The organism is Pseudomonas sp. GW821-FHT03C07 (genome assembly GCF_059420925.1).
Genome location: NZ_JBWKUQ010000007.1, coordinates 36,518 through 60,841 on the forward strand (window position 1 = coordinate 36,518; position 24,324 = coordinate 60,841).

At 59.4% G+C, this 24,324-nt stretch carries 28 protein-coding genes and 1 tRNA gene; 17 read left to right on the top strand and 12 right to left on the bottom strand.

What is annotated here, in order from left to right:
- Positions 1–125: 125 nt before the first annotated feature.
- A complete protein-coding gene (locus tag AC07VG_RS15480) occupies positions 126–1,790 on the bottom strand; it encodes an electron transfer flavoprotein-ubiquinone oxidoreductase (protein ID WP_495003897.1) in 1,665 nt (554 codons plus the stop codon).
- Positions 1,791–2,337: 547 nt separating this feature from the next.
- Between AC07VG_RS15480 and AC07VG_RS15485 the strand changes: the two genes are divergently transcribed.
- The 14 genes from AC07VG_RS15485 (at position 2,338) to AC07VG_RS15550 (ending at position 14,287) form a co-directional block, all read left to right on the top strand.
- Positions 2,338–3,087, top strand: a complete 750-nt coding sequence (locus tag AC07VG_RS15485) for an electron transfer flavoprotein subunit beta/FixA family protein (RefSeq protein ID WP_495021452.1) — start codon at positions 2,338–2,340, stop codon at positions 3,085–3,087.
- Positions 3,088–3,089: 2 nt separating this feature from the next.
- Positions 3,090–4,019 (top strand): electron transfer flavoprotein subunit alpha/FixB family protein, encoded by a 930-nt coding sequence (locus AC07VG_RS15490; RefSeq protein ID WP_495021453.1) that lies wholly within the window; start codon positions 3,090–3,092, stop codon positions 4,017–4,019.
- A gap of 363 nt (positions 4,020–4,382) precedes the next feature.
- Positions 4,383–5,204, top strand: a complete 822-nt coding sequence (locus AC07VG_RS15495) for a substrate-binding periplasmic protein (RefSeq protein ID WP_495021454.1) — start codon at positions 4,383–4,385, stop codon at positions 5,202–5,204.
- Between the two features lie 10 nt (positions 5,205–5,214).
- Complete coding sequence (locus AC07VG_RS15500) at positions 5,215–5,571, top strand: DUF4398 domain-containing protein (protein ID WP_495001444.1); 357 nt, start codon at positions 5,215–5,217, stop codon at positions 5,569–5,571.
- Positions 5,568–6,383: an OmpA family protein gene (locus tag AC07VG_RS15505; RefSeq protein WP_495021455.1), complete on the top strand. Its 816-nt coding sequence runs from the start codon at positions 5,568–5,570 to the stop codon at positions 6,381–6,383. Before AC07VG_RS15500 ends, AC07VG_RS15505 begins: the two co-directional genes overlap by 4 nt.
- A 332-nt stretch (positions 6,384–6,715) precedes the next feature.
- Complete coding sequence (locus tag AC07VG_RS15510) at positions 6,716–8,158, top strand: aminotransferase-like domain-containing protein (RefSeq protein WP_495001446.1); 1,443 nt, start codon at positions 6,716–6,718, stop codon at positions 8,156–8,158.
- A gap of 104 nt (positions 8,159–8,262) precedes the next feature.
- Positions 8,263–8,787, top strand: coding sequence for a hypothetical protein (locus AC07VG_RS15515; RefSeq protein ID WP_495021456.1), 525 nt, complete (start codon positions 8,263–8,265; stop codon positions 8,785–8,787).
- Positions 8,788–8,935: 148 nt separating this feature from the next.
- Entirely contained in the window at positions 8,936–9,190 is a 255-nt protein-coding gene (locus AC07VG_RS15520; protein WP_495001448.1) for a YkgJ family cysteine cluster protein, read from the top strand.
- Between the two features lie 43 nt (positions 9,191–9,233).
- Positions 9,234–9,839, top strand: coding sequence for an START domain-containing protein (locus tag AC07VG_RS15525; RefSeq protein WP_495001449.1), 606 nt, complete (start codon positions 9,234–9,236; stop codon positions 9,837–9,839).
- 219 nt (positions 9,840–10,058) lie between these two features.
- Positions 10,059–10,295: a hypothetical protein gene (locus tag AC07VG_RS15530; RefSeq protein ID WP_495001450.1), complete on the top strand. Its 237-nt coding sequence runs from the start codon at positions 10,059–10,061 to the stop codon at positions 10,293–10,295.
- A 200-nt stretch (positions 10,296–10,495) separates the two neighbouring features.
- Entirely contained in the window at positions 10,496–10,834 is a 339-nt protein-coding gene (locus AC07VG_RS15535) for a ribonuclease E inhibitor RraB (RefSeq protein ID WP_100940701.1), read from the top strand.
- Positions 10,835–11,115: 281 nt separating this feature from the next.
- Positions 11,116–12,525 (top strand): circularly permuted type 2 ATP-grasp protein, encoded by a 1,410-nt coding sequence (locus AC07VG_RS15540; RefSeq protein ID WP_248796806.1) that lies wholly within the window; start codon positions 11,116–11,118, stop codon positions 12,523–12,525.
- A gap of 11 nt (positions 12,526–12,536) precedes the next feature.
- Positions 12,537–13,487 carry an alpha-E domain-containing protein gene (locus AC07VG_RS15545; RefSeq protein WP_100940699.1) on the top strand — a complete coding sequence of 317 codons (951 nt, stop codon included), beginning with the start codon at positions 12,537–12,539 and terminating at the stop codon, positions 13,485–13,487.
- Positions 13,484–14,287, top strand: coding sequence for a transglutaminase family protein (locus AC07VG_RS15550; protein ID WP_495021457.1), 804 nt, complete (start codon positions 13,484–13,486; stop codon positions 14,285–14,287). Before AC07VG_RS15545 ends, AC07VG_RS15550 begins: the two co-directional genes overlap by 4 nt.
- 146 nt (positions 14,288–14,433) lie before the next feature.
- On the opposite strand, the gene AC07VG_RS15555 is transcribed toward AC07VG_RS15550, so the two are convergent.
- Positions 14,434–15,234 carry a cytochrome c gene (locus AC07VG_RS15555; RefSeq protein WP_495021458.1) on the bottom strand — a complete coding sequence of 267 codons (801 nt, stop codon included), beginning with the start codon at positions 15,232–15,234 and terminating at the stop codon, positions 14,434–14,436.
- On the bottom strand, positions 15,231–15,395 hold the full coding sequence (locus AC07VG_RS15560; protein ID WP_495001453.1) for a hypothetical protein: 165 nt from the start codon (positions 15,393–15,395) through the stop codon (positions 15,231–15,233). Before AC07VG_RS15560 ends, AC07VG_RS15555 begins: the two co-directional genes overlap by 4 nt.
- A 622-nt stretch (positions 15,396–16,017) precedes the next feature.
- Here AC07VG_RS15560 and AC07VG_RS15565 point away from each other — a divergent pair.
- Positions 16,018–16,746 carry an amidotransferase gene (locus AC07VG_RS15565; RefSeq protein WP_495001454.1) on the top strand — a complete coding sequence of 243 codons (729 nt, stop codon included), beginning with the start codon at positions 16,018–16,020 and terminating at the stop codon, positions 16,744–16,746.
- A gap of 30 nt (positions 16,747–16,776) precedes the next feature.
- On the opposite strand, the gene AC07VG_RS15570 is transcribed toward AC07VG_RS15565, so the two are convergent.
- From AC07VG_RS15570 to AC07VG_RS15580, 3 genes are all read right to left on the bottom strand, one after another.
- Positions 16,777–17,748 carry a magnesium and cobalt transport protein CorA gene (locus AC07VG_RS15570; protein WP_495001455.1) on the bottom strand — a complete coding sequence of 324 codons (972 nt, stop codon included), beginning with the start codon at positions 17,746–17,748 and terminating at the stop codon, positions 16,777–16,779.
- 63 nt (positions 17,749–17,811) lie between these two features.
- On the bottom strand, positions 17,812–18,549 hold the full coding sequence (locus tag AC07VG_RS15575; RefSeq protein ID WP_495021459.1) for a lysophospholipid acyltransferase family protein: 738 nt from the start codon (positions 18,547–18,549) through the stop codon (positions 17,812–17,814).
- Positions 18,550–18,936: 387 nt separating this feature from the next.
- Positions 18,937–19,626 carry a crotonase/enoyl-CoA hydratase family protein gene (locus AC07VG_RS15580; protein WP_495001457.1) on the bottom strand — a complete coding sequence of 230 codons (690 nt, stop codon included), beginning with the start codon at positions 19,624–19,626 and terminating at the stop codon, positions 18,937–18,939.
- Positions 19,627–19,946: 320 nt separating this feature from the next.
- Here AC07VG_RS15580 and AC07VG_RS15585 point away from each other — a divergent pair.
- Together AC07VG_RS15585 and AC07VG_RS15590 are read left to right on the top strand one after the other, a co-directional pair.
- Positions 19,947–20,036, top strand: a tRNA-Ser gene (locus AC07VG_RS15585).
- Between the two features lie 252 nt (positions 20,037–20,288).
- Positions 20,289–20,918 carry a hypothetical protein gene (locus tag AC07VG_RS15590; protein WP_495021460.1) on the top strand — a complete coding sequence of 210 codons (630 nt, stop codon included), beginning with the start codon at positions 20,289–20,291 and terminating at the stop codon, positions 20,916–20,918.
- 77 nt (positions 20,919–20,995) lie between these two features.
- Here the strand turns inward: AC07VG_RS15590 and AC07VG_RS15595 are convergent, their stop codons facing one another.
- The 6 genes from AC07VG_RS15595 to AC07VG_RS15620 form a co-directional block, all read right to left on the bottom strand.
- Positions 20,996–22,162, bottom strand: a complete 1,167-nt coding sequence (locus AC07VG_RS15595) for an Arm DNA-binding domain-containing protein (RefSeq protein ID WP_495021461.1) — start codon at positions 22,160–22,162, stop codon at positions 20,996–20,998.
- Positions 22,163–22,494: 332 nt separating this feature from the next.
- Positions 22,495–22,746, bottom strand: coding sequence for a hypothetical protein (locus AC07VG_RS15600; RefSeq protein WP_495021462.1), 252 nt, complete (start codon positions 22,744–22,746; stop codon positions 22,495–22,497).
- A 61-nt stretch (positions 22,747–22,807) separates the two neighbouring features.
- Positions 22,808–23,071: a hypothetical protein gene (locus AC07VG_RS15605; protein ID WP_495021463.1), complete on the bottom strand. Its 264-nt coding sequence runs from the start codon at positions 23,069–23,071 to the stop codon at positions 22,808–22,810.
- A 76-nt stretch (positions 23,072–23,147) separates the two neighbouring features.
- A complete protein-coding gene (locus AC07VG_RS15610; protein WP_495021464.1) occupies positions 23,148–23,717 on the bottom strand; it encodes a hypothetical protein in 570 nt (189 codons plus the stop codon).
- Positions 23,718–23,775: 58 nt separating this feature from the next.
- Complete coding sequence (locus tag AC07VG_RS15615; RefSeq protein WP_495021465.1) at positions 23,776–23,982, bottom strand: hypothetical protein; 207 nt, start codon at positions 23,980–23,982, stop codon at positions 23,776–23,778.
- Positions 23,979–24,317, bottom strand: a complete 339-nt coding sequence (locus AC07VG_RS15620) for a DUF7673 family protein (RefSeq protein ID WP_495021466.1) — start codon at positions 24,315–24,317, stop codon at positions 23,979–23,981. The genes AC07VG_RS15615 and AC07VG_RS15620 overlap by 4 nt, the downstream gene beginning before the upstream one ends.
- Positions 24,318–24,324 lie beyond the last annotated feature (7 nt).

The window sequence follows — 24,324 nt, forward strand, 5'->3', positions numbered from 1 at the left end:
ATGGTCCACTGTAGGAGCGAGCTTGCTCGCGATGGACGTCAACGATAACGCGGGGCACCTGATACCCTGCGGTGCCCTGACTACCATCGCGAGCAAGCTCGCTCCTACTTTGTTCGGCTTGAGACTTACATGTTCGGGTAAGTCGGGCCGCCGGCACCTTCCGGGGTGACCCAGGTGATGTTCTGCGAAGGATCCTTGATGTCACAGGTCTTGCAGTGCACGCAGTTCTGGGCGTTGATCTGGAAACGCTTCGCACCGTCTTCCTGGGTGATCACTTCGTACACACCTGCCGGGCAGTAACGCTGTGCCGGTTCATCGTAGAGCGGCAGGTTCTTGCCGATCGGGATGCTCGGGTCGGTCAGCTTCAGGTGGCAAGGCTGCTCTTCTTCATGGTTGGTACCCGAGATGAATACCGAGCTGAGCTTGTCGAAGCTGAGCTTGCCGTCCGGTTTCGGGTAGTCGATCTTCTGGCAGGCGGCCGCCAGCTTCAGGCAGGCGTAGTCCGGCTTGGTGTCATGCAGGGTGAACGGCAGCTTGCCAGCGAAGATGTTCTGGTCGAGCCAGTTGAAGCCGGCGCCGACGATCGGACCGAACTTGTGCATCGCCGGGCCGAAGTTGCGGCTGGCGAACAGTTCTTCGTACAGCCAGCTGGATTTGAACGACTCGACATAGTTGTTCAGTTCGTCACCGCCTTCGGCGCCGGCCAGCAGCTTCTCGGCCACGGCTTCGGCGGCGAGCATGCCGGACTTCATCGCGGTGTGGCTGCCCTTGATCTTGGCGAAGTTCAGGGTGCCGAGGTCGCAACCGATCAGCGCGCCGCCTTTGAAGACCATCTTCGGCAGCGAGTTCAGGCCGCCCTTGCAGATGGCCCGCGCGCCGTAGCTGATGCGCTTGCCGCCTTCCAGGTATTGCTTGAGCACCGGGTGATGCTTGAGGCGCTGGAACTCGTCGAACGGCGAGAGGAAGGTGTTGCTGTAGGACAGGTCGACGATCAGACCGACCACCACCTGGTGGTTTTCCAGGTGATAAAGGAACGAACCGCCGGTGTTCTCGGGGCTCATGATGTCCAGCGGCCAACCGGCGGTGTGTACCACCAGCCCTGGCTCATGCTTGGCCGGATCGATTTCCCAGATTTCTTTCAGACCGATGCCGTAGTGCTGGGCATCCGCATCGCTGTCGAGCTTGAAACGCGAAATCAGCTGTTTGCCGATATGCCCACGGCAGCCTTCGGCGAACAGCGTGTACTTGCCGCGCAGTTCCATGCCCGGGGTATAGAGGCCGTCTTTTGGATGGCCTTCACGGTCGACACCGAGGTCGCCGGTGATGATCCCGCGGACCACGCCGTTCTCGTCGAACAGGGCTTCCTGGGCGGCGAAGCCGGGGTAGATTTCCACGCCCAGGTTCTCGGCCTGCTGGGCCAGCCAGCGGCACAGGTTGCCCAGGGAGATGATGTAGTTGCCTTCGTTGTGCATGGTCTTGGGCACAAAGAAGTCGGGAACCTTGGTCGAGGTCTCGCTGCTGCGCAGGACATAGATGTCGTCACGCTTGACTGGTGTGTTCAGCGGCGCGCCGAGTTCTTTCCAGTCCGGGAACAACTCGTTCAGCGCCCGTGGTTCGAACACCGCGCCGGAAAGGATATGGGCACCGACCTCGGAACCTTTTTCCACGACGCAGACGCTGATTTCCTGACCCGCTTCAGCCGCTTTCTGTTTCAGCCGGCAAGCGGCGGACAGGCCTGCGGGGCCGGCACCGACGATGACCACGTCGAATTCCATGTATTCGCGTTCCACAGACTCTCTCCTACTCAAGGCTCAACAGTTTTTTTCTAATTGGAGGTTTGGTGTCCCTCGCCAGTATTCCTGCACCACGTCGGGAAGAGGATCACGGATGAGACATCTTTCTCTCTAGGCGGCGCATTATATCTACACCACTACCAGCGTCCAATACAAACGTTTGTTTGAATTCGCTGCAGGCTAGATAAATCAAAGAAGCGCGGCTTATGACTGGCCATTTTGCCGTATTGACCGGAATGGGCGTTCCGGTCAAGATACGGGCGGTTTCGCGCTCGCCGTAGGCTGAATCCAGGATTCAGGAGCCCCTCTAAAGACAGGGCGAAGGCAGTGGAAAGTACAGCGGCATACCGTTCTGGCGCGGAGTTTACACGCCTTGACGGTTCATGACTGCCTGGTCGCGTCCGACGGACGGTATAGGGTGGTCGGCGGCGGTGTTTTCGCTTCAAGTGCCGGCGTTTTTGGAGGTGCCCTTGTGCGCCGTTGAGCATCAACCGCCAGGCAAGTCCTGGCGATTTCCTTTTCACCGGAGAGTAACGAGGAATCCATGAAGGTTCTTGTAGCTGTCAAACGCGTTGTCGATTACAACGTCAAGGTTCGCGTCAAGGCGGACAATTCCGGCGTCGACCTCGCCAACGTCAAGATGTCGATGAACCCGTTCTGCGAAATCGCAGTGGAAGAAGCGGTACGCCTGAAGGAAAAAGGCGTGGCGACTGAAATCGTCGTCGTCTGCGTCGGTCCGTCCACCGCTCAGGAGCAATTGCGCACCGCACTGGCCCTGGGTGCCGACCGCGCGATCCTGGTTGAATCGGCTGAAGAGCTGACCTCCCTGGCCGTGGCCAAACTGTTGAAAGCCGTTGTCGACAAGGAACAGCCACAGCTGGTGATCCTTGGCAAACAGGCCATCGACAGCGACAACAACCAGACCGGTCAGATGCTGGCGGCCCTGAGCGGTTACGCCCAAGGCACCTTCGCTTCGAAAGTCGAAGTGTCCGGCGACAAGGTTGCCGTGACCCGCGAAATCGACGGCGGCCTGCAGACCGTGTCGTTGAGCCTGCCGGCCATCGTCACCACCGACCTGCGTTTGAACGAGCCGCGTTATGCGTCCCTGCCAAACATCATGAAAGCCAAGAAGAAGCCGCTTGAAGTGCTGACTCCGGATGCTTTGGGCGTTTCCACCGCCTCCACCAACAAGACCCTGAAAGTCGAAGCGCCGGCTGCGCGTAGCGCCGGGATCAAGGTCAAGTCGGTTGCAGAACTGGTCGAGAAACTGAAAAACGAAGCGAAGGTAATCTGACTATGACTATCTTGGTAATCGCCGAACACGACAACAAGGTCGTGGCCCCAGCCACCCTGAACACCGTGGCTGCCGCGGCAAAGATCGGTGGTGACATTCACGTGCTGGTTGCAGGCCAGGGCGTGGGTGCAGTCGCTGAAGCCGCTGCGAAAATCGCTGGCGTGTCGAAAGTGCTGGTGGCCGACAACGCCGCCTACGCCCATCAACTGCCGGAAAACGTCGCTCCCCTGGTTGCCGAGCTGGGCAAGGGCTACAGCCACATTCTGGCTGCCGCTACTTCCAACGGCAAAAACATCCTGCCACGGGTTGCCGCTCAGCTGGACGTCGACCAGATCTCCGAGATCATCTCGGTGCAAAGCGCTGACACCTTCAAGCGTCCGATCTACGCCGGTAACGCCATTGCCACCGTGCAATCGAACGCCGCCGTCAAGGTCATCACCGTGCGCGCCACCGGTTTCGACCCGGTTGCCGCTGAAGGTGGTTCGGCTGCGGTTGAAGCGGTTGCCGCGGTTCACGATGCAGGCAAATCGTCGTTCGTCGGCGAGGAGCTGGCCAAGTCCGACCGTCCTGAACTGACCGCTGCCAAGATCGTCGTTTCCGGCGGTCGTGGCATGCAGAACGGTGACAACTTCAAGCACCTGTACGCCCTGGCCGACAAGCTCGGTGCCGCGGTCGGCGCTTCCCGCGCGGCGGTCGACGCTGGTTTCGTACCGAACGACATGCAGGTCGGCCAGACCGGCAAGATCGTCGCGCCACAGCTGTACATCGCCGTCGGTATCTCCGGCGCGATCCAGCATTTGGCCGGTATGAAGGACTCCAAGGTGATCGTCGCGATCAACAAGGACGAAGAAGCACCGATCTTCCAGGTGGCCGATTACGGCCTGGTGGCGGACTTGTTCGAAGCTATCCCTGAGTTCGAGAAGCTGGTCTGATCCAGCGGCTTGGCTTATAAAAGAACCCGGCCGTTTGGCCGGGTTTTTTTTGAGTTATTTATCGAACACTTCGTATCCCCTGCATGAGCCGGCTTGCTGGCGATGGCGGCTGAATAGGCGATGCAGGTCTCACGGGCCTCATCGCTGGCAAGCCAGCTCCTACAAGGGTTGTGGCAACACGGTATTTTGCGGTGAAGCACCAAACCTGTGGGAGCCAGCTTGCTGGCGATGGCGGCTGAATAGGCGATGCAGGTCTCACGGGCCTCATCGCCGGCAAGCCGGCTCCTACAGTAGGGCGGTGCCAGCCGTCATCACCGCGGTGTATCCCGGCGTCGGATGATTTTTGAGAAGGAGATTCACCTCATGGACAGGCTTCGCGCCGCGGCGCTGTCACTGCTGCTGGGCTTGCCCGTATTGGCCCCGCAGGCCCTGGCGCTGGGCAAATGCGAGCGCCTGATCGTCACCGGCAGCCCGGATGCGCCGCCGTACCTGTGGCGTGATCCTCAGGACCCGGAGCACCTGATCGGTGCCAGTGCCGACCTGCTACGCCAGGTGGCGGGGGAGCTGGGGCTCAAGGTCGAGGTGCTCTACGGCGGTAAACGCGCCCAGGCCCAGGAAGAGGTGCGCAGCGGGCGCATGGACCTGCTGGTGGATGCGCCCATCGCCCTCGACGAACTGGACTCGCTGGACTACATCCACCCGGCGCTGGTGCAAAACGATTTCCTGGTCTGGACCCGCAAGGATTCACCACTGGTCTACAACAGCGCCGAGGATCTGCACGGCTATACCGGGGCGGTCTCGGAAAAGGCCCGGATGACCCAGCCGTTCAGCGCCTTTATCAAGGAGCGCCTGACCCTTCAACGCACACCGACCTTGACCCCGGCCCTCCACAAGCTGCTGCTGGGCGAGGTCGACTATGTGCTGGCCGGGCGTTATGCCGGCATGGTCACGAGCCAGGCCCTGGGCATGGCCAACGACCTCAAGGCCCATCCGCAACCGATCGACCAGCCGGGGCTGTTTCTCGCGGTTTCCCACAACTCGGCCTGCAATGACCCCTGGTTGCGCGGACAGTTGGCGAAAAAGATGACAGAATTGCCCGCCTCCGGCCTGACCGAAGCCGCGCTGCAGCGCAATCTGGAGCGTTGGGCGGCGCAATTGCAGCCCGTCAGCGCCCCAAAACCGTAGGGATTTTTTTGTGAGTATTCGACCTCTATTTGCTGCCCTGGCCGTGCTGGCGCTGGCGGGCTGCGCCACCGATCCGGCGCCGAACGAGCAGATGCGCCTGACCGAGCGCGCCATCGCGCAGGCCCATGCCGTCGGGGCCAACGCCAATGATGTCCCAGAGCTGAAACAGGCCGAGGACAAGTTCCGCCGGGCCAAGGCCAATATGACCGAGCAGGCTTACCGTGGCGCCCGGCGCAAGTCTGAACAGGCCGAGCTGGATGCCCGCCTGGCCGAAGCCCGGGTGCTGACCGAGAAGAGCCAGGAGCAGGTCACGCTGCTCAACACCCGCATCACGCGCCTGCATAAGCAACTGGAGACGGCTCAATGATCTATTCGAGCGCAAGGGCGGGCGGCCTGTTGCTGCTGGCCTGTGTCGGTTTGTACGGTTGCGCCGGCCAGAACGACAGCGAGGCGGCCTTGCAGGCGGCGTCGGCGAGTTTTCAGAAGGTCAAGGAAGACACCAATGTGTTGCGCTACGCGCCCAAGGATGTGATCCGTGCCGGTGAGTCCCTGGCCCGGGCCGAGCGCCTGTCCGGCTATCTGGGCAGCGCCGCTGACGTCGAACACTACGCCTACCTGAGCGAGCGCTACGCCGACATTGCCCGCGAGCACAGCGAAACCGCACTGAACCAGGAGCGGGCGGCCAAGCTGGAACTGGAGCGCCAGCGCCTGCAACTGGCCTTGCGCGAAAGCAAATTGCTTAGCGTGCAGCAGCAGGGCAAGTGGGTAGAAGAGCAGATCGCCAGCCTGACCAGTAACCAGAAAGATCGCGGCCTGGTGATGACCCTCGGCGATGTGTTGTTCGACACCGGTGAGGCGGAATTGAAGAATTCGGCCAATCGCACGGTGCTCAAGTTGGTGCAGTTTCTCCAGCTCAACCCGCGGCGCGTGGTGCGTATCGAAGGGTATACCGACAACACCGGCGATCCGGACAACAATCTGCAGCTGTCCCGTGACCGCGCGCAGTCGGTGGCCGATATGCTGGTGGACCTGGGTATCGATGAGAAGCGCATCGAGGTCATGGGTTATGGCGACCAGTACCCGGTGGACGTGAATGCCAGCGAGCGCGGGCGAGCGCAGAACCGTCGGGTCGAGATCGTTTTTTCCGACGAGAAGGGCCGGCTGGGCACGGCACGCTGACGGCTATCGGTTTACAACGAAGACCCGGCCCTCTCAAGGCGCCGGGTTTTTTGTGCCTGCTATATCCTCGAAAACACCGTGCAACCCTGTAGGAGTCCGGCTTGCCGGCGATGGCGTCCAGGTAGGCACCGCAAGGCTCAAGGGCCTCATCGCCGGCGAGCCAGCGCCTACAAGAGGATGCGGTGTTTGCGCGATGGTGGGTGCCCGTACAGTTTTACTTCTCTTGTCACTGTATTGTCGACTATTGTAGAAACTGTGCCAGTACACTTTTAAACTGTTCCGGTATTGTTGCGTCCAAGAATAAAAATGCCGTTGAAACCGAGTGCCGCTTCATGACCAACCTATTGCTCTACCAACGTATTGCTCAGCAGCTCGCCGAGGATATCCGGCGGGGTGTCTATCAGCCGGGTGAGCGCGTGCCGTCGGTGCGCAAGATGAGCTCGCAGCTCAATGTCAGCCACGCCACGGTGCTGCAGGCCTATGCCAACCTGGAAGACCAGGGGCTAATCCGCGCGCGTCCGCAATCGGGCTACTACGTGCACCAGACCCCGGCCCTGACCGCGCCCACCCCGGACATCGCCCGGGTCGAACGGCCGGGGCTGGTCACCCGCAGCAGCATCATCCAACAGGTGCTGGTCGAGTCCCGCCGTGAAGGTGTGTTTCCCTTCGGCGCGGCGGTGCCGTCGGTGGATTACCTGCCGGTGCGCGCGTTGCACCAGCAATTGGCCAAGGTCACGCGCTTTCACAGCCCGCGGGCCTTCAGCTACATGTTCAGTCCCGGTTTCGAACCGTTGCGCCGCCAGGTGGCGATTCGCATGCGCGATGCCGGGGTGGTGATCGACCCCTCGGAAGTGGTGATCACCCACGGTTGCGTGGATGCCCTGCAAATGTCGTTGCGGGTGCTGACCCGGCCGGGCGACCTGATCGCCGCCGAATCGCCGACCTATTACGGCCTGCTGCAACTGGCCGACCTGCTGGGCCTGAAAGTCATCGAGATCCCCAGCGACCCGTCCACCGGCATGAGCCTGGAGGCCCTGCAACTGGCGGCCAACCAATGGTCGATCAAGGCCCTGGTATTGACCACCCGGCTGAGCAATCCGCTGGGCGGGACCATGCCGGAAGAACGGCAGAAGCAGTTGCTGCGTCTGGCTTCGGACTTCGATATCCAGATCGTCGAAGACGACATCTACGGCGAGCTGATGTTCGAAGTCGGTCGGACCAAGGCCCTCAAGGCCTATGACCGCCTGGACCGGGTAATTTACTGCTCGAGCTTTTCCAAGACCCTGTCGCCCGGCGTGCGCATCGGTTGGATGATCGCCGGCAAGTTCCAGCAGGAAATCCAGCGCTTGCAGACCTTCAGTACCCACTCGGCGTGCAGCGTGACGCAGATGGCGGTGGCGGCCTATCTGGAAAACGGCGGCTATGATCGGCACCTGCGTTTTATCCGCCAGGAGTACCGCAAGAACCTGAGTGCCTTCCAACTGGCGGTGCAGCAGTTCTTCCCGGAGGGGACGCAGATGACCCGGCCTACCGGCGGTTTCATCCTGTGGGTCAGCCTGCCGGGGCGGGTCAACACCCAGGAGTTGCACGTGCGGGCACTGCAGCAGGGCATCAGCATCGCCCCGGGGTTGATCTTCAGTAACACTGAGCAGTTCAACCACTGTATCCGGCTCAACTGCGGAATCCCCTGGAATCGCGAGGCCGAACGGGCGTTGATGACCCTCGGCATGCTGGCCAGCCAGCTGTGCCAGGAAACGGCGGCCGGGCTTTTGTGACGGGCCGGGAACAAGCCTGGGCGGTCCTGGATGATCGCCCGCTTGTCAGGAGACGCTCAACAGGCGAGCATATGCCCCCCCCTGTCGTCCGTGCCGTAGAGCCTATGAAAGTGACTCTTTCCATTCGTTTGCTGTTGATTTTCGTGCTGGCAGGCTTGGGCGCGGGAGTTGTTGTGACGGCGCAGGCCCAGGACACAAGCGTACCCGCGACCGCGACGACGGCGAAAAAGCCGCTCGGGAGCCCGGCCAGCAGCGTCAAGCTGGTGAAGAAAAAACACCCACCGAGTAAACGGGCAACTACCCAGAAGGTTGCGCCGGGCAAGGCCAAGCGGCGTGCACCGATTGCCGCCAAAGCCGTGCCGGCCAGTGACGCGCTGAACACCACGCTGCCACCGCCCCAGCTGGATCTGAGCCTGCCCCAGGACATGGTCAAGCGCCTTGAGCCGCCAGGCACGGTACCCTTGTCGAAAAGTCGGCCGCTGTTGCCACAACTATTCGAAAAAACCCCTGAACAGACACCTTTCCAGCTCAATGGGCGCTTGCTCAAGAATGAGATGGATCTACAGTTGCGTAACGAGGGGCGCAAGGAAGTCGACGGCGCGGCCCTGGATTTTGAATTCAAACAGTAAAACGGCCCACCCGGCACGACGCTTCGTCGGTGACTGCCCGGTCATGGGCCTTATCCGTGAAAAACAATTGTGCGACCAATTTTAAACAGCCGTTTTAGCGGGTACTCTGTCCTCCACACACCTTTTTCCCTGCCAGGAGCGTGTCGTCATGAAGTGCCGTGAGGGCTGTGGCGCTTGTTGCATTGCCCCTTCCATCAGTACGCCGATTCCTGGCATGCCTAACGGTAAGCCGGCGGGAGAACGTTGCGTGCAACTCTCGGTCGAAGGTCTGTGCGGCTTGTTTGGCAAACCTGAACGGCCCTCTGTGTGTGGGGCTTTCCAGGCCGATCCCGAGGTCTGCGGCAGCAGCCGGGAAGAGGCGATCCGCCTGATCGGCTGGTGGGAGCAAATGACAGCGGCGTGAGGTGTGTTCAATGAACGGAACTTCGACAATAAGGAATAAAACAATGAGTTCGCTGCATCGAATGGCTGTGGTTTGTGGTTTGACTGTCCTGTTGAGCGGTACCGCGTATGCGCAGAACTGGGAAACGGCCAAGGATCAGGACGGTATCAAGGTCTCCCTGAGTGAAGTGGCCAACTCCCAGTACAAGGCCTACCGTGGCGTGACCCTGATCAAGGCGCCCGTGGCGAAGATCCAGGCGCTGCAGGAAGACGTGGTCGGGGCCTGTGCCTGGATTCACGAGTGCAAGTCGCAGAAGCTGCTGAAAAAAGACGGTGATCTGAGCTGGACCTACACCCAGTTCAAGGCGCCGTTCCCGGTCACTGATCGCGATTCCATCTTGCAGATCACCACCACCAAGGGCGCTGATGGCAGCCTGACTCGCACGCTCAAGGAAGTGCCGACCTACCTGCCGGAAGAGAAAGGTTATGTCCGTGTCGCCCAGGTGGAGGGCTTCTGGAAGCTGGTGCCCAAGGACGGTGGCCTGACCGAAGTGACTTACCAGGTGCACACCGAGCCGGGCGGCAGCGTGCCTTCGTGGCTGGCCAACAAGTTCGTGGTCGATGCACCGTTCAATACCCTCAAGGCCCTGAAGGAACGCGCCGAGAAGTGAGGGGCTGATCAACTCGGCTTGTCGGACATTGTGGGAGCCGGATTTATCCGCGAAGAGGCCCTTGAGGTCGCCAAAAGCTTCGCGGGCAAGCACCGCTCCCACATCAGGTTATTGGGCGTTCTCCAGGGCCCATGCCTTTCACATCCGGTTGAACGATCTTCCATGCTCTACAGTCCAGATACTGTAAGCCCCTTGATGGGCTTTACCGAGGAGGCACCGATGAGCAAGTGGGCAGTTACCTTCGTCGACGATCATGGCGTGCAGGACACGGAGCACTTCGAATGTGCCAGCCAACCGGACCTGGAGCAGGCGGCGCGCTTGATTCGCGCCAAGCTGTTGCCGGTTCCCGCCGCGCTTGACCTCAATGATCTGGAAGGCCGTACCCCGGACCCGACGGTCAAAAGCCTGAAGGATCAGAACAGCATCCAGATCCTCAGTATCACGCCTTTACCCTGACCGCGCTTTTTCCTCTGCACTCCCTCTGGCAGAGGTGATGTCATCGCGCTACTCTGCAAGGGAGATCAGCGAATGATTCGCTATAGGTCTGGTCTTGTCAGCTACATGCTTGTTTCCCGGTTGTCGTATCGCCAGCGCCGTTCGGTGCCTGGTTCGGGAGTACGGAAAGTCTATCCAACGCTTGCTGAGGAGGACGTTTCATGAGCACAGCCTATCAAGAAGACATCAGCAGCAACGTGCTGCGCCGCATGAAAGAAGGCGGTTTTGATTTCGCACGCATCCATCCCATCGAGTTCTATGCCGTTTTCCCGGACGAGGAGCGGGCGCGCAGGGCGGCAGGCAAGTTTCGCGGTGAATCCTTGAATGCCCAGGTCAGTGTTCGTGACGACGGTGCCTGGTACCTGGAGTTGAGCAAGGTGATGTACGCCACCTATGGCGGTATCGGTGACTTCGAACAGAACTTCGGGGCGGTGGTCGAGCCTCTGGGCGGCACCATCGAAGGTTGGGGCGTCAAGCACCCGGTACGGGCGCTTAATTGAGAGACTTCCTTCCACCAGCAGCGGCTGACCCAAGGGTCGGCCGTTTTTGTTTGTTGCGCACAAAAAAGGGCCGCCCGGGCAGGTGGGTAAACTCTGGCTATGCTGGTGGATAGGCAAAGCCTGCTTCGCAATGAGGCGCTGCTGTTTGTATTGGGGCGTTTACTGCACAGTGATGGTGCGGCGCAGGTTGGATGATTATCCAACGTGTTGATATTAAAGCGTTTATGCCGATGGCACGGGCCTTGCGAAGGCCCTTGTGACCGGGTGACAAGGAGCACGGCATGATCCGCACCTATTTTGACGAGATGTACGATGCCGGCGGCCAGGTCCGCCCGCATTACCGGGAGTTTGCTCGTTGGCTGGCCGATACTCCCGAGGAGTTATTGGCACAACGGCGACGTGAGGCCGATCTGCTGTTTCATCGCGCCGGGATTACTTTCACCCTCTATGGAGACGAACAAGGCACCGAACGCCTGATTCCGTTCGATACCATTCCCCGCAGTATTCCCGCCAGTGAATGGCGCGTCGTGGAGCGCGGTTGTATCCAACGGGTCAAGGCGCTGAACATGTTTCTCGCCGACCTCTACCACGAACAACGCATCATCAAGGCCGGGATCATTCCCGCCGAACAGGTCCTGGCCAACGAGCAGTACCAATTGGCGATGCAGGGCCTGAACCTGCACCGTGATATCTACTCGCATATTTCCGGGGTCGACCTGGTCCGTGATGGCGACGGCACCTACTACGTCCTGGAAGACAACCTGCGTACCCCCAGCGGCGTGAGCTACATGCTCGAAGACCGCAAGATGATGATGCGCCTGTTCCCCGAACTGTTCGCTGCCCAGCGCATCGCGCCCATTGACCATTACCCCAACCTGCTGCTCGACACCCTGAAAAGCTCCAGTCCGCTGGACAACCCGAGCGTGGTGGTACTGACGCCCGGGCGCTTCAACAGTGCGTTCTTCGAGCACGCGTTCCTGGCTCGGGAAATGGGTGTGGAGCTGGTGGAGGGCGCCGACCTGTTCGTGCGTGACGACAAGGTCTTCATGCGTACCACCGACGGCCCGAAACAGGTGGATGTGATCTACCGCCGCCTCGACGATGCGTTCCTCGATCCGCTGGCCTTCAACCCCGACTCGATGCTCGGCGTGCCTGGCCTGTTGTCGTCCTACCGGTCCGGCAATGTGGTATTGGCCAATGCCATCGGCACCGGGGTGGCGGACGACAAGTCGGTGTACCCATTCGTTACCGACATGATCCGTTTTTACCTGGACGAAGAGCCGATTCTGCAGAACGTACCCACCTGGCAATGTCGCAAGCCCGAGGAGCTCTCCCACGTGCTGGCGCACCTACCGGAATTGGTGGTCAAGGAAACCCAGGGCTCGGGCGGCTACGGCATGCTCGTGGGGCCGGCGGCGAGCGCCGCGGAAATCGAGAATTTCCGCGCTCGGCTCAAGGCCAAGCCCCACGCTTATATCGCCCAGCCGACGTTGTCCCTGTCGACCTGCCCGACCTTTGTCGAGAGCGGCATTGCCCCGCGCCATATCGATCTGCGTCCATTTGTCCTCTCCGGTCGTGAGACCCGCGTGGTGCCGGGCGGGTTGACCCGTGTCGCACTGCGCGAAGGCTCCCTGGTGGTGAACTCGTCCCAGGGCGGCGGCACCAAGGACACCTGGGTGGTCGAGGATTAAGGAAGCCTGACATGCTAAGTAGAACTGCCTCGGATTTGTATTGGATGTCGCGTTATCTGGAGCGCGTGGAAAACCTCGCGCGGATGCTCGACGTGAGTTATTCGTTGTCGTTGATGCCGCAGGATGGTCGTGGCGACGGTCTGCATGAAATGGCCATGCCGTTGTTGATCACCGGCACCCTGGACGATTACCTGGAACGCCATGGCGAGCTGCACGCTGACCGGCTGCTGCATTTTTTCGCCCTGGACGCGGCCAACCCGGCGAGTATCTTCAGTTGCCTGCGGGCGGCGCGGGCCAGTGCCCATGCGGTGCGTGGGCGGATTACCGCAGACATGTGGGAAAACATCAACGCCACCTGGCTGGAAATTCGCGGCATTGCCGACCAGGGCTTGGGGCGCTATGGCATGAGCCGTTTCTGCGAGTGGATCAAGGAACGTTCCCATCTGTTCCGTGGGGCGTCCTACGGCACCATCATGCGTAACGATGCCTTTCGTTTCATTCGCCTGGGCACCTTTATCGAACGGGCCGACAACACCTTGCGCTTGCTCGATGCCCGCTACGACATGGCCGGCGACCAGGCCGACGCGGTCAGCGACGGCACGGCCCACGCCTATTACCAGTGGAGTGCGTTGTTGCGGGCCTTGTCGTCGTTCGAGGCCTACACCGAGATCTACCGTGACGCCCCGGGCGCCCGGCAGGTCGCCGAACTGCTGTTGTTGCGTGCCGATGTGCCGCGCTCATTGCGCGCCTGCACCGAAGAAATCGACCAGATCCTCGCCAGCCTGCCGGGTATCAACGGCCGGCCGGCCCAGCGCCTGGCCGCCGAGATGGATGCGCGACTGCGCTACACCGGTATCGATGAGATCCTCGATGAAGGCCTGCACACCTGGCTGATTGAGTTCATTCCCCTGGTTGCCGAACTGGGCAACGCCATACACAGTTCTTACCTGGAGGCTGCATGAGACTTTCCATTAGCCATGAGACCACCTATCACTACGAGGATCAGGTGCGGGCGAGCATCCAGTATTTGCGTCTGACCCCCCACGACAGCGAGCGCCAGCACGTGCTCAGCTGGCAACTGAACCTGCCGCGTCCGGTGCGGGCGCAGCTCGACCCGTTCGGCAATATCCTGCATGTGCTGACGCTGGACGAGCCCCACGAAGCCATCATCATCGGCGCCCGGGGCCAGGTGGATATCGATGAGCAGCGCGAGGCCGAGCACGAGAGCCAGTCGGCCTTGCCGTTCTTGCGCATGACCCGCCTGACCGAGCCGGACGATGCCTTGCGCGGCTTCGCCGACAAGCAATGCCGCAAGCGACGTGACCGTAGTGCCTTGATCGACCTGATGCACGCGCTGAACCAGCACATGGCCTACACGCCAGGCGCCACCGAAGTCGACACCAGCGCCGCCCAGGCCTTTGCCCGGCGGGCCGGGGTGTGCCAGGACCATACCCATGCGTTCCTGGCCTGCGCGCGCAGCCTGGGGATTCCGGCGCGTTATGTGTCGGGGTATCTGTACAGCGAGAACAGCGAGCATCTGGCCAGCCATGCCTGGGCCGAAGCCTGGCTGGACGACGCCTGGTACAGTTTCGATGTGACCAACCAGTTGTCCCGGCCGGAGCGCCATCTGAAACTGGCGGTGGGCCTGGATTACCTCGACGCTTGCCCGGTGCGCGGCATGCGCCGGGGTGGCGGTTGTGAGCAGATGCACGCCAAGGTGCAGGTATCGCCGACGCCGATCCTGTCGGTGCAGCAGCAGTAAGGTCCTAGGCTCTGTACGATAACTGCCTGCGCGACGATCATGCTGCGTTAAAAACAGGCTCGGATGCTCATTTAGTGGACTAAACTCCGCTTCCTCGCCTGTTTTTGCCTTGCCTGATCGCCGCTCGGCGAGTTCTCGTACAGGTCCTAGATCGGCTGTTTGCGTTTGGCCATGTGCTTCAAGTACGCCACCAACTGATCCAGTTCGCCATCCGGCAGCACCGCCGGCGCGAACGCGGGCATCTTCGCCTGTGGCCAGTGCCGCAGGTTCTGCGGGTCACGGATATAGCGCTTGAGATAGCCGGCGGCGAAGTATTCGGTGGGGTTGTAGGGTACGTTCAGGTCCGGTCCGACCTGGGCATCCCCGGCGCCATTGAGCCGATGGCAGGCCAGGCAGTTTTTCTGAAACAGCGCAAAGCCCTTGTTCACTGGATCATTGGCCGCCAGCTTCGGGTCCGGCCGCAGGGCCGGGAAACGTTCGGCCACAGGCGCCAGGCGCTTGATGCTCGCCATCTGATAGGGCCATTGTTCAGGGCTGATATGGCCCGCCTGCGGGTCTGTCCAGACCAGGTAAAAGGGGCCAGCACTGGGTTTGCCTTCAGCCAGTGGCGGCCAGGGCTTGCCCGGATCCTCCACCGCCAGCCAGGCTTGGGCACCTTGGCGACTCAATAGTGGGGCGGCACCCATCTCGGCGGCAAAACCATCCAGCGCCACCGCCTGCAGGTGGTCGTCGGCCTTGATCCCTTCCAGCAAGGCCGCTATTGGCACCGCGCGATAGGTCATGTCGCGCTTGTAGGAGACATCATCCTTGACGGTGATGGTCTGGGCCTGGCCCAGCAGCTCCTCGGTTTGCCAGGTCCGGCTACCGCTGCCCTGGGGCAGTTCCAGTTGCGCGGCATAAAGGGCAGGGCAGAGCAGCAGGGTCGTGAGCAGTATCAGCGGCTTCATTCGGTAGGGGGACCTGTCGGGGCGGCCTCATCGGCGTTATTGCGCAAATCGAGAATCAGCGCGCGGTCGCGGATCTCCTCCACCGCGCGATTCACATCGATGATGCCCGCCTGGGCGGAACAACTGATGAGCGGCGCGGGAATGACAATCCAGTGGCGCATGAGTCTCTCTCCATTGAGTCATGGCTCAAGATTGGCACACAAAACCGCACTTCGGTAGTGAACCGATGAAGGTCGCGCTGGGGTTGCCGGGAAACACGCCACAGCGCGTCTAGCCGATCACTTTGGTGAGGTTCGGCAGGATCAACAGTAATGTGGTGGCGATGACGATGAGACCGGCTTGACGGATTTTCGAATGTTTGAACATGGCGGACTGCCTTTTGTTGTTATTCCTGACGACGACTACTGACAACAATGCTGCTGGAGAGATGCCTCGGCAAAACCCGACGGCCATCACTACAGGCTTAACCTTAGAGCCCGCGTCACACTTGACTTAGAACCATTTCGTATCAACTGATCAAAATATCTTTTTAAAAAGGCATGAGGCATATCGCCAGCCGCCTAGCGGGCCTTTTGCTAGACGCATGCAAGGGTGAAAAGCGCTTGTCCCTTAGCCGACTACCGTTCGTCCGAGTGTGAGGATCAGCGCCGTTCAACCGCCCGTTCGCCGGTTTACCGGCTAGCTGAACCGCAGCTTGCGACAGTGCGTTCTGTGCTTGCCTTGAGCGCGGGTTTCAAGGCAGGCTCGGGTTTCATTCTTTGTCTTTTTGTGTCAGGTATTTTTATGTCGTTACGCATCTGCATTCTGGAAACCGATGTCCTGCGCCCGGAACTGGTCGATCAATATCAGGGCTACGGGCAGATGTTCGAGCGCCTGTTCTCCCGTCAACCGATCGCGGCCTCCTTCTGCGTGTACAACGTGATGCAGGGCAACTACCCGAGTGACGAACTGAGCTTCGACGCCTACCTGGTGACCGGCAGCAAGGCCGACTCCTTTGGCAGCGATCCGTGGATCCAGACCCTCAAGGTCTATCTGCTGGATCGCTACCAGCGTGGTGACAAGTTACTCGGCATCTGCTTCGGCCATCAGTTGCTGGCGCTGCTGCTGGGCGGCAAGACCGAGCGTGCGACCCAGGGCTGGGGCGTGGGCACTCACCAATACAAGATGGCCGCCAAGGCACCGTGGATGAGCCCGGTGCGCGAAGAACTGACCCTGTTGATCAGCCACCAGGACCAGGTCACTGCGCTGCCGGAAAATGCCACGGTGATCGCCTCCAGCGATTTCTGCCCGTATGCGGCGTACCACATCAACGACCAGGTGCTGTGCTTCCAGGGGCATCCGGAATTTATCCACGACTACTCCCGGGCGCTGCTGGAGATTCGCCAGGAGTTTCTCGGCGAGCAGATCTATTCCAGTGGCGTGGCCAGCCTGGTGCACGAGCACCACGGCACCACGGTTGCGGAATGGATGATGCGTTTCGTGGCGCATAAGCCAGAGGCGGCATCGGCCTGAATGGGCGAGAGGGGTTTCCAGGGGGCTGGTTTATAGCCAGCCGGATTTCTTGAAGCTGGCCCACAACCCCGTGCAGCCCACCGCAATAAATCCCAGCACGGTGAAATAACCGTAGTGCCAGTTCAGTTCTGGCATGTTCTGGAAGTTCATCCCATAGATCCCGGCCACCGCCGTCGGGAACGCCAGGATCGCCGCCCAGGCGGCGAACTTGCGTTGCACCACGCTCTGGCGCGCGGCCTCCAGCAGCACACCGATCTCGATGGTCTGGCTGGCGATATCGCGCAGGGTCGCCAGGTCTTCCATCTGGCGGGTGACATGGATCTGCACGTCGCGGAAATACGGGCGCATGTTCTTGTCGATAAACGGGAAGTCCAGGCGCGACACCTCCTCGCTGATCTCCACCATCGGCGCCACGTAGCGGCGCAGACGCAGCACATCACGGCGCAGGTAATGGATACGTTGGATATCGCCCTCGTTCAGGGAATGGGTGAGCACGTTCTTTTCCAGTTCGTCGATCTCGGCGTGGATGGCTTCGCTGACGGGCTGATAGCTCTCGGTGACGAAGTCCAGCAGGGCATACAGCACAAAGTCCTCGCCGTGCTCCAGCAACAGCGGTCGGGCTTCGCAGCGTTGTCGGACGTGGGCGTAGGACTTTGAGTGGCCGTTACGGCAGGTGATGATGTAGCCGTTGCCGGCAAAGATGTGGGTTTCGATGAACTGCAGCTTGCCGTCGTTGCGTATCGGCGAATAAGTGACGATAAACAGCGCATCGCCGAAGCTTTCCAGCTTGGGCCGGCTGTGCTTTTCCAGGGCGTCTTCAATGGCCAGTTCGTGGAGGTTGAACTGCTTTTGCAGATTGGCCAGTTCCTCGGCGTTGGGTTCTTCCAGGCCGATCCAGACAAAATGGTCCGGCTTGGCCGCCCAGGCGCTGCCCTCATCGAGTGTGATATCCCGGACTTTCCTGCCGGCACTGTAAACCGCCGAGGCAACGACTCTACCCATAGTGCTGATCACTTCTTCTTTTTTTGAGGGGGGTGCAGCTTATCCTGCCCTGCCTGATCAGAGTCAGCAAACGCGCGGGAGTTCGGGGAACAGTTGTTGATCCATGGTCGCGATGCAGGCGCGCATCTGCTCGCGGCATTCGGCGATCAGCATCGGCAGGTCGTCCAGTGTCAGCCCGGCGGTCGGAATCGCCGGCAGCGAGCGAATCAGGATCTTGCCGCTGCGCCAGCGGTTCAGGCGCATGTGCTTGATATAGCTGCTGACACACACCGGCACGATCGGTACCCCGGCGGCAATGGCCATCTGGAACGCGCCTTTCTTGAATGGCAGCAGTGCTTCACCCAGATTGCGCGTGCCCTCTGGAAAGACCCAGATCGAGGTGTTCTTGTGCTGCAAGGTTTCGGTGGTGGTCAGCATGGACCGCCGGGCCTTGTGGGCATTGCCGCGGTCGATCAGCACATTGCCGGCCAGCCAGAACAACTGGCCGAACAGCGGTACCCACTTCAGGCTTTTCTTGCCGATGCACACGGTGCGGCGGGGCACCACGTTGCCGAAGACGAACAGGTCATAGTTGGATTGATGATTGGCGACGATCACGCAGCCGTGCGGCTTGTTCATCAACTGTTCGACCTCGGCCTTGACCCGCAGGCGCAGGATGCACATCGCAGGCAAAGCATAGAGGCGGGCGCACAGCCGACTGTTGTCCGGATTGAAGGGCCGACACAGCCCGAGCAACACACCGAGCACACCGGCCAGCACAAAATGCAGTGCCATCAACAACATACGTACCAAAAACAGCATCTATAGGGTCCGCCGGGACAAAAGGTGGCGCAGTGTACGGATGTGCACTGTTTTCGGCAATTGCCGTCTGTAGCCGGGAGATGGCGATGTTTTAGCGCATGTTTCCGCTTGATGGCGGCAGGTGCGGATTAGAGCGGTTGCGAGGTTGGGGGCGCCGTAGGAGCGAGTTTGCGCCGGGCCGCGTTCCGACAACGGAGATCAACGATAACGCGGGCCTACAGGAGCACACAGTCCCTGTGGGAGCTGGCTTGCCGGCGATGACGGCCGCAAGAACGATACAAGACTCAGGGCCTCATCGCCGGCAAGCCGGCTCCCACAGTTTTTCGTTCGCCTGGCCGACGGAGACAGGCATAAATCCTTCTCCGACGGTAAAGGCAGGCGCGGGGTTCAGCCCAAATGTTCCTGATCGAGAAGGATCGCGTTATCCAGGGTTTCCAGCAGCGCCTTGCGCACCTTCAGCTTGGTGTTCTTGTGAGCGTTCATATTGATCTTCTTCAGCGCCTGGGCGGCGGCCAGCGCGGCGTCTTTCAGGGCATCGGCGGCCACCACCTTGTCGAGGAACCCGGCGTCCACGGCGTCCTGTGGATTGAACATCTCGCCATTGATCACCGAGCGGTGGAACGCCGAACGGCGCAGGCGATCGCGGGCCAGTTCGATCCCGGCGTGGTGCATGGTCATGCCGATCTGCACTTCATTCAGGCCGATGCTGAACGGTCCCTCGACGCCGATCCGGTAATCGGCCGAGAGCAGCAGGAACGCGCCTTTGGCAACGGCGTGCCCCGGGCAGGCGACGATCACCGGGAAAGGGTGGGACAGCAGGCGGCGGGCGAGGGTGGAACCGGCGGTCACCAGGCTCACGGCTTGCTTGGGGCCGGCGGTCATGACTTTCAGGTCGTAGCCGCCGGACAGGATGCCGGGTTGGCCGGTGATGATGACGATGGCGCGGTCGGCGGTGGCCTGGTCCAGGGCGGCGTTGAAGGCGGCAATCACGTCTGGGGAAATGGCATTGACCTTGCCATTGCTCAAGGTCAGGGTCGCGATACCGTCGTCGAGGTGGTAAGAGATCAATTCACTCATGACGCAATTCCTTATATAGAAGTGGAGCAGACGTTACCCAGCCGCTGGGGTCAGGTAAAGCGCCGTGACTGACTGGTGAGTCAGGCTTTTCCGTGTTCGGGCCGGGCTGGCAGCTTGCGGCGGGCCTGTTGGGGAGGGGATAGAGGGCTGCGCACCGGGCCGGAGATTGGCGGTTTTGCCCTGATCCGTGGGCCGGGGGCGTGGGGGAGGCCGGCTGATTGACTTAAGCGCATGAAAATTCTGAAAAAAACCTTTGCCATCGGAAAAGCTTTCGACTACATTAGCGCGCCTCGACAGACTGAATAGGTTTGACGAGATACGGTGAAGTGTCCGAGTGGCTTAAGGAGCACGCCTGGAAAGTGTGTATACAGGAAACTGTATCGAGAGTTCGAATCTCTCCTTCACCGCCACATTCTGCAAACACAAACCCCTGATTTTCCTAGAGAAAGTCGGGGGTTTGTGGTTTTTGGTGTCTGAAAAAGGGCGATATGGGAACGATATGGGAATGCTTCTGTGGGGGGCGATCTCGTAAGCGGGCGCCTAAGGCTTGATTTCAGCTGCATTCGAGGGTTGTCTGTGCGGTAGTGATCGCTTTCTCGCGGGAAAGTGATTGGATTGGCAGAAAAAACGCTTTGAGGCATCAGCCAGCACGGAGAGTACCGATGAACGTTGCGTCTATTGAAAAAGACTTTACAGCTTTAGTTGAAGTTGAAACCGATTTGTTGAATCTGGTTGTGAAATTGCATTATTCGATAGATAAGGTACTAGACAACGCTCTTTTTGAGGCTCTTCCTCTGGCTAGTGCAATGGAATTGAAAAGGGTGTCTTTTTTGCTGAAAACTGACTTTCTTTCTGCTTTGGGAGTTTTGAATTCAAATGCGCGAAAGTATTTTGACTATTGTAATAGTATAAGGAATACCTTTGCTCACAATCCATATGCAACCTTTAAAGATAAAGACGTGATTAAGGCGAAGAGCTTGTTGCTTTCCCATACTCCACCACTAGTGCCTAAATCTTTTAAAGATGAAAAGGATAGCCTTGAAGTGTTGAAGACACTTTTTAGCGTATGCTTTCTTCAGGTTGTGGTCTCTTATGAAAAGCTATGTATGAAAAAGGTTCTTAATTTAATCACTAGCGAGATGGCGAACGAAGCAGCTATTGGTAGGGTGAGAGAGTTTCAGGGGGTAATGTCTGTGCATGATGAGTTTGAGCGTAGATGTATCAAGCGTCTAAAAGAGTTATATCCTGAAATCGAGCCAAAAGAATTTTATAAGAATGCAGTGAGAGGCTAGATCACTGCATTACTGTGTAATGTTTTATCTTCTAAATATTAAGGTTTAACTTAAAGACTTGTCTCAGAAGTATGGGTTCATAGCGCCAGGGCAATCTGCAGCATGCCAACAACATCCGGTCCATCCTCATTGATCCAGGTCCCGTAGTGCTGGCGGATCATGTTCCCGCTCGTGTGCCCCATCTGCTCGGCGATCCAGTCGATTGAGGCCACGCCCGTTGTCAGCAACTGACTGGCGTAGGTGTGGCGGCACTGACCTGGTCCTCGATAGCGAACACCGGCAGCGTTCAAGTGAGCCTTGAAGAACCGATCTCGCACAACGAAGTCGCTTACGTGCGGCAAGCCGCTTTTGGTGTTTAGGAAGACGAAGTGCAATTTGTGCTGCCGTACCGTCTTGTTGTCCCGTTCGACGATATCGACCGTCTCTACCCTCTTTTTTCGGTTGATTGCATCGATCTTGCGCAGTGCATCCCATGCTGGTTCCAGTAACCGTACCTTTCGTGTCGAGCGCCGAGTTTTCGTTACCCGATAGGCCCCGCGCACCTTGGACCGGCGGAAGGTCACCGTCCCTTGCTCCAGATCGACATCCTCCCAGGCCAGGGCAATGGTTTCAGATACCCGTGGCCCGGCCCATATCATGAACTGCACCATCAACAGCTCTTGTGTGCGGCTGGTCGGTGTTTCGAGGATCTGCTTGATTTCCGCCCTGGTGAACGGGTCCGGCGCTTCAGGATCGGGCAGGCGGACGAACAGCCCTTCGGTCGGATCATGAGCGACCTTCTTCCGCGTGCGGTACAACCTGAAGACCTGGCGCACGTTGCAGATGATGTCGCGTATGGTCTTGTTCTTGAGCTTTTTCGACAGGGTGTCCTGCACCCACTCCTGTAAATCCAGGTGATCGATCTGGTCGATTTGAACTTTGCCCCAGCGCGGCCGGACGTGGACCTCTGCCTTGTTTGCATACCCACGGTAAGAGGTAGCGGCGACGCTATTTTTCTTGATCTTCAGCCAAAGGTCCAAGTAGTGGCCGAAGGTATTTTCGGCCAGTCTGGACGAGTTGGGAAAGTGCCGGCTGTAGTTGAAGGTGCCGGCCTGTATCTCGTATTCGATGATGTTCACTAGGCGCTGTGCATGCTCCCGGTTGGCTGCTGTATTGCCGCCGGGTACAAGTTCCCGGCACAACTCGCCATTGAAACGGAAATAGACCCGCACCGAATTGCCACGGGCCTCTACGCCATCTGCCATATGCGTCCCCACGCAATGTGTTGAACAGCCTGCGATTATGCTGGAAGAGAAAAGGCCCGTTTCCGGGCCTTTCAGTGTTGCGTTTGCTTTCAGGCCAAGTGTTGCCGATCACTCCTGACGAAGTAACCAGAACAAGCCGGCGCTTTTTCTAGGCCTGGGCGCAACTCCGGATCGGGCTTCCTCGGCCCTTCGCCGCGCATTGAGTGCTTGGCGTACTTTGCTGCACCTCTGATGGTTACCGTGGGCGCGGCATTTACCGCATTGATCACAGATGCCTGTCAGGTCCAGATTCCAGGGGAAGGCTTTGCCGTTATTCATAAGTTGACTCCCGGTCACATTCGAAACGACTGATGACTGAATGTCGGTCGGGCCTGATACTTCGTGTCTCGCTCGTCGTCGATCTGGGTCTCGCAGACGAACCGATGCCGTTGCCGGTTTTGGGCTGTTAGGGCATCCGCCAGGCTTGGGATTGCTGCAATGCACTGCTGATAAGCATCGTGTCCCTGCCAGACTTGAGCTGGCAAAACCTGGCAGTCTGTTCGAGTTACATCAGTGCAGAGGTACAGCAGCAGGAGAACAGTCATAGAACCTCCTGTTGTGCCACTCTCAGTGCGATGGCAATTGGTTGCATCCATATGCTCATGATCAACGATCCCCCAGCAACGCACGGGTTAGGGCGTTGCGCTCGCCCTTGCGGGTGAGCTTGTTCAGCTGTTGCGCGCAGGAGCGACCGTTGCGGGATTTGACGACGGCAACGTTGCCGTCGATCTTGACGATTTTGCCTTCGCGCACGCTGAAGCTGACGCTGTGCCCGGTGCTGCGACCAATGACATACGTCACGTCATCGCCGACTTTGAAGGTGTTCGTGGTAGCCTCTGTAGCGCTGCCGCTTGGGTGTTGTGCTTGCATGGTGCTTCTCCTTGGGGTGGTAGGTGTCGGGGAGTTGCCGCTCCCCGACACCGCTTTCATTTCTGGTGGGCCCAGCTCATTTCAGGCGAATTTTTCGCCCGTCAGCGACTACATAGAGATTCACGTCGGACAGGCGATACTGGCCGCCGACGCCACCTTTCACGATGTATTCACCGCCTCCGTCACTGTCGATTGCGCATGCAAATGGGTAGGTGTGCACGGGGCTGCTGCGCATCCAGTTGATTTGATACGCGTACTTGCTGGTTTTTTTGATCTCGGCCAAAAACTGCGGCTCTGGTCGGTTGAGTGTGGTTTTGCTCAACAGATCACCGGTTTCAACAAAGGCCATCAGGTACGGGAGCAGTTTTTCCACCTGTTGGTGCGACAGATGCATGCGCCCACTCAATTCCGCTCCCTCTGGCAGAGTCACTGGCTGCCAGTTGCCGTCCTTCAGAATCTTGACCTCTGGACTGTCTACCCCCAGCCAGATGGCAGGCATGTCGGCCAAGCTGCTGAGTTGAAGGCTGCAACGCTCGTTGTAAAAGTCACTGAATTCGACTCGTGGGAATCCCCTTTGGGTAACGCCTTCCTTGAAGTCGGTCTTGCTAGACTCTGCTTGATCATCGCTCGATGGTTGTGTCTGCATGGTGCTTCTCCTTGGGGTCGTAGATGTCAGGAAGTTGCCGCTTCCTGACATCGTGTTTTCAGGCCTGACAGGCCTGGTCTTGTTCGATAATTCCGATCACTTCGTCCCGGTTTTTCGCGTACGCGAAAGGCAGGTCGCCTCCAGGTCTGGTGATGGGGTAGCGCGTTTCGGGCAACCGGCATTCGGCGACGGTGTAGCCGCTGTCGGTTACCCAGCAGCGCTGGACGATCTGGCCGTCACGATTGCGTTTCGCAGCCCATTTCATGCCCAGTTCCTGCGCAGCTCTTGCCAGATGGCATCGCCGTTGTTGATGTAGGTGTGCACCTCCTGTTCGGGGCTGTTGTCCAGCCGCAGAACGGCAATGCAGTCGTCGAACAGGCCTGCGTCCAGCGCACGCAGTTCGGTGAGGTTAAAAGGGTTGTCGTAGCCGTTGTACAAGCCCAGCAGGAAGCGCCCGACAACTGCGCTCTGGCCGGTATTGCGCTGGGCGACGGGGATCAGGCGAAGCAGGGCGTCGATACCGATTGCGCGGATGGCCGGGCGTTCTGCCTGGTATTTGAACAACTCATTGAAAACGTTTTTTTCAGTGTGGTTGGGCATGGTGCTT

Excerpts from the sequence above, each read along its gene's own strand:
- AC07VG_RS15545 (WP_100940699.1), top strand. The coding sequence starts at position 12,537 with ATGCTAAGTAGAACTGCCTCGGATTTGTATTGGATGTCGCGTTATCTG.
- AC07VG_RS15600 (WP_495021462.1), bottom strand. The coding sequence starts at position 22,746 with ATGACTGTTCTCCTGCTGCTGTACCTCTGCACTGATGTAACTCGAACA.
- AC07VG_RS15525 (WP_495001449.1), top strand. The coding sequence starts at position 9,234 with ATGAGTTCGCTGCATCGAATGGCTGTGGTTTGTGGTTTGACTGTCCTG.
- AC07VG_RS15495 (WP_495021454.1), top strand. The coding sequence starts at position 4,383 with ATGGACAGGCTTCGCGCCGCGGCGCTGTCACTGCTGCTGGGCTTGCCC.
- AC07VG_RS15565 (WP_495001454.1), top strand. The coding sequence starts at position 16,018 with ATGTCGTTACGCATCTGCATTCTGGAAACCGATGTCCTGCGCCCGGAA.
- AC07VG_RS15505 (WP_495021455.1), top strand. The coding sequence starts at position 5,568 with ATGATCTATTCGAGCGCAAGGGCGGGCGGCCTGTTGCTGCTGGCCTGT.
- AC07VG_RS15610 (WP_495021464.1), bottom strand. The coding sequence starts at position 23,717 with ATGCAGACACAACCATCGAGCGATGATCAAGCAGAGTCTAGCAAGACC.
- AC07VG_RS15555 (WP_495021458.1), bottom strand. The coding sequence starts at position 15,234 with ATGAAGCCGCTGATACTGCTCACGACCCTGCTGCTCTGCCCTGCCCTT.
- AC07VG_RS15520 (WP_495001448.1), top strand. The coding sequence starts at position 8,936 with ATGAAGTGCCGTGAGGGCTGTGGCGCTTGTTGCATTGCCCCTTCCATC.
- AC07VG_RS15535 (WP_100940701.1), top strand. The coding sequence starts at position 10,496 with ATGAGCACAGCCTATCAAGAAGACATCAGCAGCAACGTGCTGCGCCGC.
- AC07VG_RS15580 (WP_495001457.1), bottom strand. The coding sequence starts at position 19,626 with ATGAGTGAATTGATCTCTTACCACCTCGACGACGGTATCGCGACCCTG.
- AC07VG_RS15540 (WP_248796806.1), top strand. The coding sequence starts at position 11,116 with ATGATCCGCACCTATTTTGACGAGATGTACGATGCCGGCGGCCAGGTC.
- AC07VG_RS15595 (WP_495021461.1), bottom strand. The coding sequence starts at position 22,162 with ATGGCAGATGGCGTAGAGGCCCGTGGCAATTCGGTGCGGGTCTATTTC.
- AC07VG_RS15575 (WP_495021459.1), bottom strand. The coding sequence starts at position 18,549 with ATGCTGTTTTTGGTACGTATGTTGTTGATGGCACTGCATTTTGTGCTG.
- AC07VG_RS15530 (WP_495001450.1), top strand. The coding sequence starts at position 10,059 with ATGAGCAAGTGGGCAGTTACCTTCGTCGACGATCATGGCGTGCAGGAC.
- AC07VG_RS15515 (WP_495021456.1), top strand. The coding sequence starts at position 8,263 with ATGAAAGTGACTCTTTCCATTCGTTTGCTGTTGATTTTCGTGCTGGCA.
- AC07VG_RS15590 (WP_495021460.1), top strand. The coding sequence starts at position 20,289 with ATGAACGTTGCGTCTATTGAAAAAGACTTTACAGCTTTAGTTGAAGTT.
- AC07VG_RS15615 (WP_495021465.1), bottom strand. The coding sequence starts at position 23,982 with ATGAAATGGGCTGCGAAACGCAATCGTGACGGCCAGATCGTCCAGCGC.
- AC07VG_RS15560 (WP_495001453.1), bottom strand. The coding sequence starts at position 15,395 with ATGCGCCACTGGATTGTCATTCCCGCGCCGCTCATCAGTTGTTCCGCC.
- AC07VG_RS15490 (WP_495021453.1), top strand. The coding sequence starts at position 3,090 with ATGACTATCTTGGTAATCGCCGAACACGACAACAAGGTCGTGGCCCCA.
- AC07VG_RS15550 (WP_495021457.1), top strand. The coding sequence starts at position 13,484 with ATGAGACTTTCCATTAGCCATGAGACCACCTATCACTACGAGGATCAG.
- AC07VG_RS15620 (WP_495021466.1), bottom strand. The coding sequence starts at position 24,317 with ATGCCCAACCACACTGAAAAAAACGTTTTCAATGAGTTGTTCAAATAC.
- AC07VG_RS15485 (WP_495021452.1), top strand. The coding sequence starts at position 2,338 with ATGAAGGTTCTTGTAGCTGTCAAACGCGTTGTCGATTACAACGTCAAG.
- AC07VG_RS15570 (WP_495001455.1), bottom strand. The coding sequence starts at position 17,748 with ATGGGTAGAGTCGTTGCCTCGGCGGTTTACAGTGCCGGCAGGAAAGTC.
- AC07VG_RS15605 (WP_495021463.1), bottom strand. The coding sequence starts at position 23,071 with ATGCAAGCACAACACCCAAGCGGCAGCGCTACAGAGGCTACCACGAAC.
- AC07VG_RS15510 (WP_495001446.1), top strand. The coding sequence starts at position 6,716 with ATGACCAACCTATTGCTCTACCAACGTATTGCTCAGCAGCTCGCCGAG.